The organism is Marinoscillum furvescens DSM 4134 (assembly GCF_003386095.1).
GTDB lineage: Bacteria > Bacteroidota > Bacteroidia > Cytophagales > Cyclobacteriaceae > Marinoscillum > Marinoscillum furvescens.
The window spans coordinates 118,933-133,084 of the sequence record NZ_QREG01000009.1 but is presented as its reverse complement, the minus strand read 5'-3'; the positions used below and the strand labels follow the sequence as shown (position 1 = coordinate 133,084).

The window sequence follows — 14,152 nt, the reverse complement described above, 5'->3', positions numbered from 1 at the left end:
CCAACTATCACAATCCATGAGGAAAGTCACAAGTCTTTTTGTCTTATTGATCTTATCGCTGGGAGTAAGCGCTCAAATACTGGAGCCTGCAGAATGGAAGGTTAGCTTGTCAAAAGCCGCACCTAAACCAGGCGATGAAGTCAAAATTATTTTTGAAGTAACGATCGATGACAATTGGTACTTGTATTCCTCAGATTTTGATCCGGATCTGGGCCCCATGGTCACGGAGTTTGAGTTTACGGAGCATCCATCATACGAACTCGTAGGTGACGTGCAGCCCATTGGTGCCCAGAAAAAATACGATTCCCTATGGGAAGGTGAGTATACGTATTTCAAAAAGAAGGCCCGGTTTGAACAAACTGTAAAAATCCTCGATAAAAAATACCAAATCGAAGGGCTCTATATCTATCAGGTATGCTCGGATATAGACGGCAAGTGCATTCCTTTTGAGGAGGAGTTTTCGCTTGTCTCAAAAAAAAAAGAGGTAACCGCTAAGCCCTCTACTGATACAGGTTTACTTTCTCAGCGTGATGCATCAGACCCCTATTCGTTGTGGTCGTTTATGCTGGTGGCATTTTTAGCAGGATTAGCGGCGTTGCTCACACCCTGTGTTTTTCCGATGATTCCTATGACGGTGACATATTTCACCGGCAAAGACCATCATAAAAAAGGACGTTTTTTCAACAGCTTTTTCTATGGCATATCCATCATCGTGATTTACAGCCTGATCGGCGTAGTTTTGGCACCTTTTATGGGGCCCGAGACGGCCAATGACCTGGCTACGGGATGGCTGCCAAACGTGATCTTCTTTGTGGTGTTTGTCTTGTTTGCCTTATCGTTCTTTGGGTTGTTTGAAATCACGCTGCCTCACAAATGGGTCAACAGCGTAGATGCTATGGGCGATAAAGGGGGGCTTGTGGGCATCTTTTTTATGGCGCTCACTCTGGTGCTGGTGAGTTTTTCATGTACCGGGCCTATAGTGGGAAGCATTTTGGTAGAATCTGCAGGAGGCTTGGCGCTAAAGCCAGTGCTGGGTATGGCGGCTTTCTCAGCTGCATTTGCTATTCCATTCACCCTGTTTGCGCTCTTTCCAAACTGGCTCAACTCCTTGCCTAAATCCGGGGGCTGGCTCAATTCTGTGAAAGTAGTGCTGGGTTTTGTTGAGTTGGCTTTGGCTTTTAAATTTCTCAGCATTGCAGACCAGGCTTATCACTGGCAGATCCTCGATCGGGAGATTTACCTTGCTATCTGGATCGTGATATTTGGGATGATGGGCTTTTACCTACTCGGAAAAATCAAGCTAGCCAGTGATAGCGAATCCAATAAAGTATCGGTGCCCAGGCTCATTTTGGCTATGATTACTTTCACATTTGTGATATACCTCATACCGGGCATGTTTGGTGCTCCGCTAAAAGCACTTGCGGGCTATTTACCTCCTATGAGCACTCATGATTTTAACTTACTCTCCAGTACCTATGGGCCTCATGTAGCAGAGGATCTGGACGAACGATGCGAGCAACCGCTTTATGATGATTTTCTGGAATGGCCCCATGGTTTGCAAGGCTACTTTGATTATGAGCAGGCATTATCCTGTGCGCAGGCCACTAATAAGCCCATATTTGTAGATTTTACCGGACACGGCTGTGTCAACTGCCGCGAGATGGAGGCCCGCGTATGGTCAGAGCCCGAAGTTTTGTCCAGACTTAGGCAAGATTTTGTGTTGTTGGCGTTGTATGTGGATGATAAGACAGAGCTGCCGAGTGAGCAATGGTACACCTCAGATTATGATGGCAAAGTGAAGAAAACAATAGGCAAGCAAAATGCCGATTTTCAAATCACCAGCTTTCAAAACAACGCACAGCCATTTTATGTGATTTTGAGTCCAGAAGGCGAGCTTTTGGTAGAACCTACCGCCTATGACTTAAATGTTGGTAACTTTGTATCATTTCTTGATAGCGGCAAGCAGGCATTTAAAAACTAAACGAGCAGATGAAGATTAAGGGAATAATAGTGGTGTTGGCAGTGGCAGTTTTAGCTGTTGCTTATTTTTTCAATCCTCTCAGTCCTAAAAAAGAGATTAAACTGGTAACGGCAGAAGATACGCTGAGTCTAACCCTACCGGAACCACAGCTGCTTTACGGCATTGCTATAGATTCATTCGATGTGTTTGAGGGTAAGGTGAAATGGAGTCAGAACCTCTCTGAGATTTTGTCCACATTTGACATATCCAATGAAGCCATCTATGCGGTGGCTAATGCTTCCAAGGGGGTTTTTGATGTGAGAAAACTGAAAGCTGGCTACCCATATACTGTGGTGCATGAGCGCAATGAAAACAAAACCGCCCGCCAGCTGGTCTTTGAGCCTGACGCTACAGAGTATGTAGTGTTTAATTTGGTAGATTCCATCTATGTGAAGCGTGTAAAGCGCGAAATTATCTCTGAAGAAAAGACCATTGCTACTACCATCACCTCCAGTGTATACGAGGCTATTGTGGCAGAAGGCGCTTCTCCTTTGCTCGTGAGCAAACTGGTAGATATTTTCGCCTGGCAGGTAGATTTCTTCCGCATCCAAAAGGGAGATGAGATCAAGGTAATCTTCGAAGAAAAACGTGTAGGCGATGAAGTGGTGGGTATAGGCAAGATCAAAGGCGCCTATTTTAAACACTGGAAAAAAGAATACTATGCAGTAAACTATGATCAGGGCAAAAAAGTCGATTATTTCGATGAGAATGGTAATAGCCTGAGAAAGACCTTTTTGCGGGCCCCACTGGATTTTACACGCATCAGTTCACGATACAGCCCCAAGCGCTTTCATCCGGTACTGAAACGCTACAAAGCCCACCTCGGAACTGACTATGCAGCTCCTACAGGTACTGAGATCCGTACAGTAGGCGATGGAGTAGTGCTCGAAGCCCGCTATGGCAAGTACAACGGAAATTTTGTGAAGATTAAGCATAACAGTAACTATACCACTCAGTATCTGCACATGTCTAAAATAGCCAAAGGCATACGTCCCGGGGTAGAAGTGAAACAGGGGCAGGCTATTGGCTATGTAGGTAGCACCGGACTAGCCAATGGTCCTCATTTATGCTTTAGGTTTTGGAAAAATGGTCGTCAGGTAGATGCCCTGGAGGTAGAGTTGCCACCTTCTGAGCCCATAGATGCTGAGCACATGAAGGATTACCTTCATACCAAAAACGTAATTGTAAATAAGCTGAGGAAAATCCGCAAAAAAGGCGAAAAAAGTGTTTTGGCTCAAATTCCTGTGCATTAAGCTCAGATAGCGAATCAGGCATTTTATTATTTAGATTTATTTCAGTTAATTTGAATTAAATCAAACCTAAAATCATGCCTAAAGCCTTTTTTAGCCTATTCCTGATGGCAATTACTTTTGTTGCATTGGGGCAAGGTGCTGCTGATTTCGTTCAGGTATCCGGTCAGGTCCTTAGCGCCAAAGATAGTTCGGCTGTTTCCGCAAAGATTCTTTATGAAAAGTTGCCCTATTATGACGACATGGGCATTGCTAACAGTGACAATAGTGGAAATTTTCAGTTCTTCTTGTTGCGAGAAACTGGTTACAATTTTCGAATTACTAAGTCTGGGTTTCAGGACTATACTGGAGAAGTGAAAATTGTAGATGAAGATAAAGATGGCACAATGGCACTAAACTTCTATATAGAGCCTGAAGAAGAGCCCGATCTCATTACGCTTGATAATCTCATTTTTAATCGGGGCAGTGATGTCATAACGTCGAGTTCGTATGCCGGACTTGATGAGCTGGTGGCTTATCTAGACGAACGCCCGAACATTGTCATTCAATTGGAAGGGCATACAGATTTTGCAGGAAATGCTGAAGCCAACATGAGACTATCTCAGGCTCGTGTGGACGCTGTGAAAGAATATCTGGTAAAGCAGGGAGTAAAGAAAAACCGTGTGTTTACTAAGGCCTTCGGAGGAACTCAGCCGCTCTTCACGGAGCGCACCGATGAAGCAAAAACCAAGAACCGTAGGGTGGAAGTACGTATCATTCGCCGATAAGCCTAATTCTATGAAAAAAATTACTTTAATTCTTCTAGCCTCGTGTATGTCTCTGATGGCTTTTGCCCAGGAGACTGTAGTATGGGGCTCACAGGTCGTAGATGTTTCTAGCGAGTATTCGCCGTTAGAGTATTCGGCCATACAGGCGCTTCACAAACCCAATGTAATGCCACGCGGGGGAGACAATCCTAACGCCTGGAGGGCCAAGTCTGAAAATAGCCAGGAATTTATCATGGTGGAGTTTGAAACTCCTATCAAAGCTAAACAGGTGGCCATAGCCGAATCCGAGAATCCTGGAGCTGTAACTAGTGTTTATGCATATGATCAGGAGTACAACGAATATTTGTTGTTTGAGCTAGAGCCCAGACCTATACCGCTAGACAGTAGGCTGCTAAACCTGTTTTTTGATGATACTCCTTATGAGATCTATGCCATTAGGGTTGAAATAGACGGTGAAGCTGTACCAGGATATAATGCCATTGATGCTATCGGTATTTCGGCTTCAAACTTGCCTATCACCGTATTGATAAACCTCGTGCCGGGTGTAGCACAAAATGTAGAAGCTGATCGACTTGGTGCCACAGTAAACAGTAATTACATCGAGCATAGCCCTATTATTTCTCCTGATGGGAAGCATCTTTATTTTAGTAGAAGATACCACCCTGACAATGTAGGGGGGGTTGATGATGTAGAGGATATTTGGGTGTCCGACCTGGATCCCGAAACTGGAGAATGGTTGCCTGCACGAAATATTGGTCCTCCTTTAAATACTGAAGGTCCGAATTTTATTAGTTCTATTACTGTAGTTGGAGATGGTGAAGAAGTCCTGATTTTAGGAAATAGATACGGTAAAAAGGGAAGAATGTACTCTGGCGTTTCTATGTCGAAGCGAAAAGGAGATCACTTTGACAAACCTGTTTCTATCGAAGTAGAAAACGAATATAACTACTCCGCTAAGGTGGATTACTTTTTGGCTCCAACTGGCGAGGCTATGGTCATGTCCGCAGAGCGTGATGACTCCTATGGCGGTAGAGATCTCTATGTCACCTTCAAGGATGGAAATACCTGGACAGCTCCAAAAAATTTGGGAATAGATGTCAACACGGCTTCAGATGATTTTTCGCCGTTTTTGGGCCAGGATGGAAAAACACTCTACTACTCTACCAGTGGTAAAAGTGGCTACGGAGGAGCAGATATATTTGTAACCATACGCCTGGATGACTCCTGGGAAAAATGGTCGGTACCGGAAAACCTCGGAGCAAGTGTAAACTCTGAGGCAGATGATCAATACTTCAGTATACCATCTTCAGGAAGACACATCTATTTCTCGCGTGGTACTATAGATGACGATACAGATATCTTCCGATTCAAGGCTGATGACATCTTCATCGATAAGGAAAGCCCGCTGATGGCTTCCATTGGTCACCTCACAAGAGAGTATTTTGCTACCATTCAGGGACGTGTGATTGATAAAGGAACCGGACAGCCTATGGCGGCAGTACCAGTAATCGTAGAGCGCCTGCCTGATGGTGTAGACATGGGAGAAGTTACTTCTGAGGATGACGGTAGCTACTCAGTCACTGTGCGAGAGGGTGCACAGTATGGATTACTTGCCAACTACCCTGGCTACATTTCCACAGATGAGCATTTTGATTTTAATGAAATGGAGGAGGACGATACAGTGAATATTGACCTGTACCTGTCTAAAATCGAAACAGGAGTTTCCATCGTAATGAAAAACATCTTCTTCGATCACGACAAAGCGATTCTTAAAACCTCTTCCTATCCTGAGTTAAATCGAATTCTTAAATACCTGAATACTGGAGAGATCAATCGAATTAAGATAACAGGACATACCGATGCAGTGGGTGACGCCTCTTATAACCAGCGACTTTCCGAACGAAGAGCCAGGGCCGTATACGAGTTTTTCACTCAAAATGGAATTGCAAGAGACCGATTGGAGTCTGAAGGGCTAGGAGAAACCCAGCATGTGGCACCAAACGACACACCTGAAAACCGGCAGAAAAACAGGCGCGTAGAGTTTAAAGTATTGGAATAAGACTTTTGGAAAATGGGGTACTACTTGCTGCTCGCAAGTAGTACCTGGTTTCTGAAGATTTGCTGCATGTTTTTGATACGCTCGCTTGGATACAGCACAGCCGCTTTGGCTATGAGCTCATTGGCGCGCAGCACGTCACCTTCATTAAAAGACCGTGCAGCCAGATTAAAGTATTGCAGGCCGGTGATTTCTTTTAAACCTATCTGATTAGCAACCGGGGTTTCACCAGAAAGGGCTTGTTCTTCCCTATATACCGCTAACCTTTTCTTTATTTCTTTTTCTTGAGTTACAAAGCCATTAAGAGGATCGGTGGCCTCAAGCAATACATCTCCAGAAGTGGTGTGAGCTATCAGGAGTATATGAAAATCAAACTCGTGAATGGTATAATCCACCTCCAGCTTGGCCAATAGCGTAGCAAAAAGTGCGGTGCCTGTAAGGCAATCATACTTTCCATGCTCAAAAAGCTCACGCATACTTACATAGTTGGTATAAGACTTCAGTTTTTTTCTGTGAGTGAGGTAAAAAGCCTTTTCTAGCAATCTGGAAGAAGACTTGTCCTGCTTATACTGGTTTAGTCTTTTGGTCAGCTCCTCAAATTCAGCTGTATACTCGTTATATTTAATAGGAGTAAGTTCTTCGTCTGCAGCAAGAAGCCATTTTAGGGCTTGAGCAGCGTCGAATGTATTCGTGGCTTGATCTTTCTGATCGGAAGTTAAAGGTGTAACTTGATCAGGTTGACCAAAACTTGAATTGAGCGTCAGTAGGAGACACAGCCATATGCAGGATAATTTTCTCATCTAAACTGGGGTGTATGAGTTGCACTTGTAGAGGTTTGTTAGGTGTGTTTTTCCTTAATATTACTCTAAAGTTAACTAAAAAGTTTCAATGTTAACAAATTATTAAATTTAGTAACATGACCCAAAAACCCACCAATCCATATTTAGACCTGCTTAGCAGACATAAAGCAACAGCTCGCAAGCTAAAATCGGAACCAATCGAGGGCCGTAAAAAGAAGCTTAAGGCTATGCGCCGCTGGGTGTATCAGAATCGGAGTTTGCTGCATCAGGCTGTTTTTGAAGATTTGCATAAGCCTGCGGCAGAGCTGGATGTTACGGAAATTTATCCTCTGCTCGCCGAGTTGCGTCATGCAATTCATCGCGTGAAGCGATGGGCAGCACCTAAGCCGGTAGAAAGTGGCTTGACATTTTTGGGTACCTACTCCTATGTTCAAGCTGAGCCGATGGGATCTACGCTGATTATCGCGCCCTGGAACTACCCACTCTTGCTTACGTTGGGCCCATTGGTGTCTGCGGTAGCCGCTGGTGATACGGCGGTGGTAAAACCATCAGAAATGTCTGCCGCTACTTCAGCGATCATCAGCCGTATGGTGTCAGAGTTATTTGATCCTGACGAAATATGCGTCATCGAAGGAGAGGTAACCACTACCACTCAGCTTTTGGAGTTGCCCTTTGATCATATCTTTTTTACTGGAAGCCCTACCGTAGGCAAGATTGTGATGACTGCTGCCGCCAAAAACCTTACGGCGGTTACGCTAGAGCTCGGGGGCAAAAGCCCTACAATCGTAGACGAAACCGCGGACGTGCACGATGCTGCACGCAAAGTATGCTGGGCTAAATGGACCAACGCTGGTCAGACTTGTGTAGCACCCGATTATCTTTTTGTCCATGTAAAAAAGAAGGAGCAGTTTCTGGAGTGCCTTGAAAATGAACTCATCCATCGTTATGATGATGTTTGTGACTACACGCATATTATTAATGATAAGCATGAGCAGCGCCTGAAGGATCTGCTATCGGACGCAGAGCAAAAGGGAGCAAAAACCTTCGAACCCCTGGAGTTAGTTGGTAGGATGAGTCCGAAGCTAGTACTGGAGGTGACTGATGACATGCGATTGATGCAAGAAGAAATTTTTGGTCCCATCTTACCTGTCCTGGTTTATGAGGACCTGGAGGAGGTCATCCAGTACCTCAACCACCGACCCAAACCACTGGCGCTGTATTTATTTACCACCTCCAAGGCTAACCAAAGGCGGGTACTCACTGAAACGAGCTCTGGCACGGCTGTGATCAATGATGCTGTGTTGCACTTTGGGCATCCGCACCTACAGGTGGGTGGTGTAAACAACAGTGGTTTAGGCAAAGCGCATGGAGAGGCGGGGTTTCGGGCATTTAGCCACGAAAAGTCGGTTTTGCGCCAGCGCAGGGGCTATACCATTGCGCGATTGGTGTATCCTCCGTACAATTCTTTCAAAATCAAATTGATTGACATACTCTTAAAATATTTTTAGCGTTATTTTAGCTAATTATGAAAACCAAGAACCTAATCATCATTCTAGCAATTGTATTTTCTGCCTGCTCTGGCGGCTCTGAAAAGGCCGCAGACCAACCCGAAGGATGGGTAGGCGAGTGGCAGGCTACATGGACCACCGACCCAGCTTCGTTCGAAGGTGTGGAAGGACTGACCGATTTCACCATGCCTGGCGTAGTTACTTTCGATGCTGAGCAAGTGAACATCAAAGCGTATGGCTTTGAAGGCTGTGTTTTTTCAAAAGACACGCTGGATCATTCACTGCGGTGGAAAGTAGCCAATGACTCGCTCATCCTCATCAACGACGAGGACACACCAGGTATGATTTACCAAATCAAAGAGCAATCAGACGAACGCATCCACCTTCAGCTCATGGAGGACATCTTTCTCACACTGGAGAAAAAAAGCTAATTACAGTTCGTCGATTTCCTGTAAGTATTTGTCAGCTTGCTGGAGCAGAGCTGTTTTAGTTTTGGCATCCATTCGATCCCACGTACGGTACATCATGCCGATGCGTGGGTTTTTCTCGAGCTTTTTCCGGTGCTGATCATAAAAATTCCAGTAGAGACTGTTGAAAGGGCAGGCCTTATCACCCGTTTTTTGCGTGGCTTTGTAATGGCAACTGCTACAGTAGTTGCTCATTTTATGAATGTAGTTGGCGCTGGAAACATAAGGCTTGGAACCGACGATGCCTCCGTCGGCAAACTGGCTCATGCCTCGGGTATTGGTGATTTCTACCCATTCGATAGCGTCTATATAGATGCCCAGATACCATGCGTCTACCGCTGTGGGGTCCACTTGCGTGAGTAAAGCAAAATTACCAGTGATCATCAATCGCTGGATGTGGTGTGCATAGGCATAGTCCAGTGATTGCTTTATTGCGTGCCGCAGGCAGCTCATCTTCGTATCCCCTGTCCAGTACCACTGGGGTAGTTTTCGGCTGTGGCCAAAATAATTGAGCTTGGCATAGTCGGGCATTTTGGCCCAATAGATTCCACGCATAAACTCGCGCCAGCCGATGATCTGGCGAACAAAGCCCTCCACAGCTGCAAAGGGAACCGCTTCCTTACCCTCCTGCCAGGTATCGATCACACGGTCTATCACTTCTTTTGGACTGATCAACTTGATGTTGAGTGCGAAAGAAATCAGCGAATGATAGCCGAAGACTACTTCTGTATGCATAGCATCCTGATAGTCTCCAAATTGAGTGAGGAACCGCTCACAAAAGATTTGAAGATCTGCAAGTGCCTCACGCCGGGTGATGGGCCAGCGGTAATTTTCCGCATCGATTTTCCCCATTGTTTCTACACCTTCAGCTTCCAGCATTTGCACCAGGCTGCTCAAATCATGCGTTCGACTACTTCGGTCTGGTAGCTTAAACTGCTTCGGAAATGTTTTTCTGTTTTCCTTATCATAGTTCCACTGACCAGTCACCGGCTCCTTTCCATCCATCAGCACGTCATGCTTTTTACGCATGTGCCGGTAAAACGACTCCATCAAATAGGTCTTCTTCCCTTTAAAAAAATCGGTAAGTTCGTCTCTGGTGGTATAAAAATGCTCCGTGTCATAAGCTTTCCATGGGATGTCCAGTGTTTGACAGTACTCATTCAACTGCTCATCCAGACGGTACTCGTCCGGTAGGAGGTATTCGAATCTTTCGATGTTATGTTCTTTTATAAGCTGAGAAAGATTTTTGGTAAGGTCCTGCAGGTTGTTTTTAGCATTCAGCTTCAAGTAGATCACCCGGTGGCCCTGCTTTTCGAGTTCTTTGGCAAATGCTCGCATAGCCGCGAAAAAGCCAACCACTTTTTGTACATGATGCCTTACATAATCCGTCTCTTGACGCATTTCCATCATGACGTAGTATGTGTCGTCGTTTGTCTGATCAAACCAGGAATGTTGCGCATTGAGCTGGTCACCGAGGAGGAGGCGGAGTGTGTGCATAAATGAAGCTTGAGTTAAATATCATAACAGATGTCGCAGCTATTGGTTTAATTGGTAATTTGGTAACTAAAACCCCGAATCGGGAGGGTATCAGTATAAAAGGCATCAGGCTGGGCTGATACACACTATCCGCTTAAAAACTACAAACTGGTATGAAAAAGGTACTTTTAATCATCCTTGGATTTTTTGCTATTCTCATAGTAGCCGCAGCTGTGCTGCCAATCATTTTCAAAGACGACATCCGTGCAGCCATAGACAAAGAGCTGGACAAAAATCTAAATGCTCAGGTTTACTACAGCCCTGATGATTTTAGCTTGTCGCTATTCAGAAGTTTTCCGAACCTGTCGGTCAATGTCAGCAATTTCGGTGTGGTGGGCAATGCCCCTTTTGAGCAAGACACGCTGGCTTCTATCGGTGAGTTTGGTCTTACGCTGGACATCATGTCTGTGATACGAGGCGATCAGATCAAGATCGTAAATGTAGGCCTGGAAGAGCCCAGGATTCATGTCATTGTGCTAGCCGATGGCACTGCCAACTATGACATAGCCAAATCCACCGGCGAAGCAGAAGATCAAGCTGAAGAATCAGGAGGCTCTGCCGTAAACATACAGATTCAAGGCTGGGAGATCAACAATGGCCGGGTGGTATACGACGATCGATCACTGCCCATGTTGGCTACTATAGATGGCCTGACACATTCCGGATCAGGAGATTTTGCTCAGGATGTGTTTGATATGTCTACAAATACCACCGTAGATCAGCTAACCATCGGCTATGATGGCATAGAGTACATTACCAACAAAAGGCTTTCGGCTGATCTCATCATGGCGATGGATTTTGCCAACATGAAATTCACCTTCAAAGAAAACCATCTGGCTTTAAATGACTTTGGCTTTTTGTTTGAAGGCTTTCTAAGTATGCCTTCTGAGGATATCAATATGGATATCCAGTTTAAAGGAGAGGATATCAACCTGAAGAGTGTGCTGTCTCTGGTGCCCGGCGTATATCAGGAATACATGGATGGTGTTACTGCGGCTGGTGCCGTGTCGTTTGCCGGATCAGTATCGGGGACTTACAACGAGGAGTCCATGCCTCAAATCTTTGCCGAGTTTGGGATAGCAGATGGAAAAGTGAATTATGCAGAGTACCCGATCCCTATGGAAGATATTCAGATTCATGCAAAATTAGATTACCCGTCGGCAGATCTGGCTGAGACATCTCTGGAGATGGATAAGTTTCACTTGACACTGGATGGCGAAGAGGTGACATCTTACCTTTATTTCGAAAACCTGGAAGATTACTATTGGGATTTTCGTCTGAATGGAAACCTGGACCTGGAAAAGCTGACCAAAGTGGTAAAACTGGAAGATACCGAACTCAGGGGCCTGGTCAATGGGTCTTTGACGACCAAAGGACGCATGTCTGATCTGGAAGCGGAGCAATATGAAAAGCTGCCTACAGAGGGTAGCGTATCCATATCAGATTTTTACTACCAAAGCCCTGACCTGCCTCAGGGATTTGGCATAGCCGATACCAGGCTCTCTTTCGATCCAGAAGCCATTACGCTCGACAAGTTTAAAGGCAATGCTGGTAAGACTGACCTACAGATGGATGGCCAAATCACCAATTACCTGCAATATGCGCTGGGAGATAGCACCACGCTCTACGGAAGACTCAATTTTAGCTCTGACCTGGTAGACCTCAACGAGTGGATGACCGATACCGAAGAGCCAGTGGAAGAAGAAGTGGATACTTCTGGACTGGAAGTGGTGCGCATCCCTACGGATGTGGACTTTGTGCTTACTTCCAATATAGCTGTCATCAAATATGACAACCTCGACCTCAAAAACTTCGATGGGGAAGTGGTGATCCGTGATGGGGCTTTGAAGCTCAATGAGGTGGGCTTCAACCTACTCGATGGAGCCTTCGTGATGAACGGCGCCTATGAGTCTGCGCCTACTTTGGCCAAGCCACTCTATAATTTTGATTTTGAAATCAAAGAGCTATCCATTCCTTCGGCATTTCAGTCGTTTGTATCGGTGCAAAAACTGGTGCCCGTTGCTAAAAAAATGAATGGTAAGTTTTCGACAGACTTGCAGATAGGCGGCTCACTTGGAGCAGATATGATGCCAGTATATGAAGACATGCAGGGTGCAGGATTGCTGGAGATAGCCAATGCATCGCTGGAAAATGTGAAATTGCTCTCTGCCATTTCTAATGTGAGTAAGCTCAACCAAAGTGACGGGGAGGTTTCACTGCGCGATGTGCTGATGAGCATTGAGGTCAAAGATGGTCGCATTCATGTAGCACCATTTGATTTTACTATCGGTGGACGTACAGCCACGGTGAGCGGTAGCAGTGGAGTAGACGGCAGCCTGGACTATGCCATGAGTATGGATGTACCTTCTGGAGATGTAGGGCAAGCACTAAATAGTGCGATATCGTCATTTGCGGGCATAGATAATGCGATTGGCAAAGACATCACGCTAAACCTCGGCATAGGAGGTACCTACGATGATCCTTCGGTGAAACTGCTGAGTGCAAAACCCGGAGCTGATGGTGGACAAACTACCGTAAAAGCAGCGGTGAAGGAAGAGGTGAAGCAGCAGGTAGATCAAAAGAAAGAAGAACTGAAAGAGGAGCTGGATGCTAAAAAAGAAGAAGTGAAAGAAGAGGTGCAACAAAAAGTAGATGAAAAGAAAGAAGAGGCCAAGCAAGAGTTGGAAGAAAAGAAAGAGGAAGTGAAAGACAAGGCCAAAGATGCCGTAAAAGACCTCTTCAACCGAAAGAAAAAGGATGACGGCTGATGGCCGTCAGTATTCCCAAATATCTGTGAGTTTATACGGTGACCCGTGCACCGTATATTCTTCACCTTTAAAATAGCGATGTTTGGATAAAATAATAAGGCTGCGGAGGTCCTCCCGGTCTAGTTTAAAATCTGCTGCAGCCAGGTTCTCTTTTTGCCTTTCTGGATTTGCAGAGCGAGGAATCACAGCATTTTTTCGGGTAAGTGAGTAAGCGATGAGTGCCTGAGCCGGCGTACATCCGTGTTTCTTCGCGATCTCGTCTATGGCTGGTTCTGCTAGTAAGTCCGGCTCATTAGGAGTTCGGTGTTCTGGAGCACGACCAGGAGATCCCAGCGGGGCATAGGCGGTCATGTGTATTTTATTGGATCGGCAAAAGTCATAAAGCGTTTGCTGCGGTAGGTAGGGATGAAGTTCACACTGATTCATTTCCGGTGGTTCCATACCATCTTCCAGGATGATTTTGAGCATTTCTATATTGAAATTGCTCACCCCGATGTGCTTAGTCAAGCCTGCATCCAGGCAGTCTTCCATGCCAGTCCATGTATCTTCGATAGGTGCCTCAAAGGGCGAAAGGTAATCTTCTTCTTTTTCTGGCCAGTCCACTCCTCTCTCTGTAGCTATTGGCCAGTGGATCAGGTACAAGTCAAAGTAATCAAGGTCCATGGCCTCCAGGCTGGCTTCACATGCAGGCTCCACGTCATTGTATCTATGGCACGAGTTCCATAGCTTGGAGGTAATCCACAGTTCTTCACGGGTTACTTCACCGTCAGCTATAGCATCATTAATTGCCTGGCCTACCTCTGCTTCGTTTTTGTAGATGGGCGCACAGTCAATGTGGCGATAGCCGGCCTTGATGGCATGACGTACCGCATCATAGCTTTCTTCTGCCGAAATTCCGGCCGTGCCTAGCCCTATCATGGGCATTTGATCTCCATTGCTAAACTTGAGCTGCTTCACATCTATGGCTTTTGTGATAAAAT

General features: G+C 45.5%; 10 protein-coding genes. 7 read left to right on the top strand and 3 right to left on the bottom strand.

What is annotated here, in order from left to right:
* The first annotated feature begins 16 nt into the window (after window positions 1-16).
* From C7460_RS11445 to C7460_RS11430, 4 genes are all read left to right on the top strand, one after another.
* Window positions 17-1,981 (top strand): protein-disulfide reductase DsbD family protein, encoded by a 1,965-nt coding sequence (locus tag C7460_RS11445; RefSeq protein WP_115868241.1) that lies wholly within the window; start codon window positions 17-19, stop codon window positions 1,979-1,981.
* An 8-nt stretch (window positions 1,982-1,989) separates the two neighbouring features.
* A complete protein-coding gene (locus C7460_RS11440) occupies window positions 1,990-3,273 on the top strand; it encodes a peptidoglycan DD-metalloendopeptidase family protein (RefSeq protein ID WP_115868240.1) in 1,284 nt (427 codons plus the stop codon).
* A 74-nt stretch (window positions 3,274-3,347) separates the two neighbouring features.
* Window positions 3,348-4,037 carry an OmpA family protein gene (locus tag C7460_RS11435; RefSeq protein ID WP_115868239.1) on the top strand — a complete coding sequence of 230 codons (690 nt, stop codon included), beginning with the start codon at window positions 3,348-3,350 and terminating at the stop codon, window positions 4,035-4,037.
* A 10-nt stretch (window positions 4,038-4,047) separates the two neighbouring features.
* Window positions 4,048-6,096 carry an OmpA family protein gene (locus C7460_RS11430; protein ID WP_170147975.1) on the top strand — a complete coding sequence of 683 codons (2,049 nt, stop codon included), beginning with the start codon at window positions 4,048-4,050 and terminating at the stop codon, window positions 6,094-6,096.
* 20 nt (window positions 6,097-6,116) lie between these two features.
* Here the strand turns inward: C7460_RS11430 and C7460_RS11425 are convergent, their stop codons facing one another.
* On the bottom strand, window positions 6,117-6,893 hold the full coding sequence (locus C7460_RS11425; RefSeq protein ID WP_115868237.1) for a hypothetical protein: 777 nt from the start codon (window positions 6,891-6,893) through the stop codon (window positions 6,117-6,119).
* A gap of 116 nt (window positions 6,894-7,009) precedes the next feature.
* Between C7460_RS11425 and C7460_RS11420 the strand changes: the two genes are divergently transcribed.
* Entirely contained in the window at window positions 7,010-8,401 is a 1,392-nt protein-coding gene (locus C7460_RS11420) for an aldehyde dehydrogenase family protein (protein ID WP_115868236.1), read from the top strand.
* A 17-nt stretch (window positions 8,402-8,418) separates the two neighbouring features.
* On the top strand, window positions 8,419-8,832 hold the full coding sequence (locus C7460_RS11415; RefSeq protein WP_115868235.1) for a hypothetical protein: 414 nt from the start codon (window positions 8,419-8,421) through the stop codon (window positions 8,830-8,832).
* Here C7460_RS11415 and C7460_RS11410 read toward each other — a convergent pair whose 3' ends face one another.
* On the bottom strand, window positions 8,833-10,365 hold the full coding sequence (locus tag C7460_RS11410; protein WP_115868234.1) for a cryptochrome/photolyase family protein: 1,533 nt from the start codon (window positions 10,363-10,365) through the stop codon (window positions 8,833-8,835).
* Window positions 10,366-10,517: 152 nt separating this feature from the next.
* Between C7460_RS11410 and C7460_RS11405 the strand changes: the two genes are divergently transcribed.
* Complete coding sequence (locus C7460_RS11405) at window positions 10,518-13,172, top strand: AsmA family protein (RefSeq protein WP_115868233.1); 2,655 nt, start codon at window positions 10,518-10,520, stop codon at window positions 13,170-13,172.
* Between the two features lie 6 nt (window positions 13,173-13,178).
* On the opposite strand, the gene C7460_RS11400 is transcribed toward C7460_RS11405, so the two are convergent.
* Window positions 13,179-14,129, bottom strand: coding sequence for an aldo/keto reductase (locus C7460_RS11400; RefSeq protein ID WP_115868232.1), 951 nt, complete (start codon window positions 14,127-14,129; stop codon window positions 13,179-13,181).
* Window positions 14,130-14,152: the final 23 nt, after the last annotated feature.

Bases quoted from the DNA above. Each gene is read 5' to 3' on its own strand.
- C7460_RS11410 (WP_115868234.1), bottom strand. From the start codon at position 10,365: ATGCACACACTCCGCCTCCTCCTCGGTGACCAGCTCAATGCGCAACAT.
- C7460_RS11435 (WP_115868239.1), top strand. From the start codon at position 3,348: ATGCCTAAAGCCTTTTTTAGCCTATTCCTGATGGCAATTACTTTTGTT.
- C7460_RS11440 (WP_115868240.1), top strand. From the start codon at position 1,990: ATGAAGATTAAGGGAATAATAGTGGTGTTGGCAGTGGCAGTTTTAGCT.
- C7460_RS11430 (WP_170147975.1), top strand. From the start codon at position 4,048: ATGAAAAAAATTACTTTAATTCTTCTAGCCTCGTGTATGTCTCTGATG.
- C7460_RS11415 (WP_115868235.1), top strand. From the start codon at position 8,419: ATGAAAACCAAGAACCTAATCATCATTCTAGCAATTGTATTTTCTGCC.
- C7460_RS11445 (WP_115868241.1), top strand. From the start codon at position 17: ATGAGGAAAGTCACAAGTCTTTTTGTCTTATTGATCTTATCGCTGGGA.
- C7460_RS11425 (WP_115868237.1), bottom strand. From the start codon at position 6,893: ATGAGAAAATTATCCTGCATATGGCTGTGTCTCCTACTGACGCTCAAT.
- C7460_RS11420 (WP_115868236.1), top strand. From the start codon at position 7,010: ATGACCCAAAAACCCACCAATCCATATTTAGACCTGCTTAGCAGACAT.
- C7460_RS11405 (WP_115868233.1), top strand. From the start codon at position 10,518: ATGAAAAAGGTACTTTTAATCATCCTTGGATTTTTTGCTATTCTCATA.